Below are 449 nucleotides of genomic sequence, written 5' to 3' on the forward strand. Positions count from 1 at the left end.
TCGCGGACCTGGCCGTAGCGCATGCCGTATTTGCCGCCGACCGACAGCCAGGGCATCAGGTCATAGGTGAAGTCGGCCGACAGGATATGGCTGCGCTGCGCCGGGCCGTATTCGTCGCCCGTGATGGCGCTGACCTGGTCCTGGCCGGGCAGATCATAGACCCAGCTGTATTTGAACAGCGCGTTGAGGCGGTCATTGTCGATCGGGCGGTAGGCATAACCGAAGGAGGCCTCGACATAATCGCCGTCGCGGAACGAGCTCTCGCCGGCGGAATCGGAGACGACCGCATCGACATTGGCGAGCAACCGCCAGTCCTCGCTGGTCTTCCAGCTCAGGCCCGTGGCGAACAGATAGGTGTTGCGGTCGCGGCTGTCGTCGTCGGAATCCTCGAAGCGGGCCTCGCCGCGCATGCGGGCATTGATGCCGCGCTCCTCGTCCTTGTAGCCGAC

The 449-nt window shown here is 64.6% G+C and carries 1 protein-coding gene; it reads right to left on the reverse strand.

All coding sequences use genetic code 11. The annotated features are described in order from the left end of the window. Positions 1–449 (reverse strand): transporter (locus C5748_RS27520; RefSeq protein WP_199194923.1); only part of this gene is annotated, 449 nt, incomplete at both ends.

It is taken from the genome of Phyllobacterium phragmitis, from assembly GCF_002980495.1.
GTDB lineage: Bacteria > Pseudomonadota > Alphaproteobacteria > Rhizobiales > Rhizobiaceae > Paramesorhizobium > Paramesorhizobium phragmitis.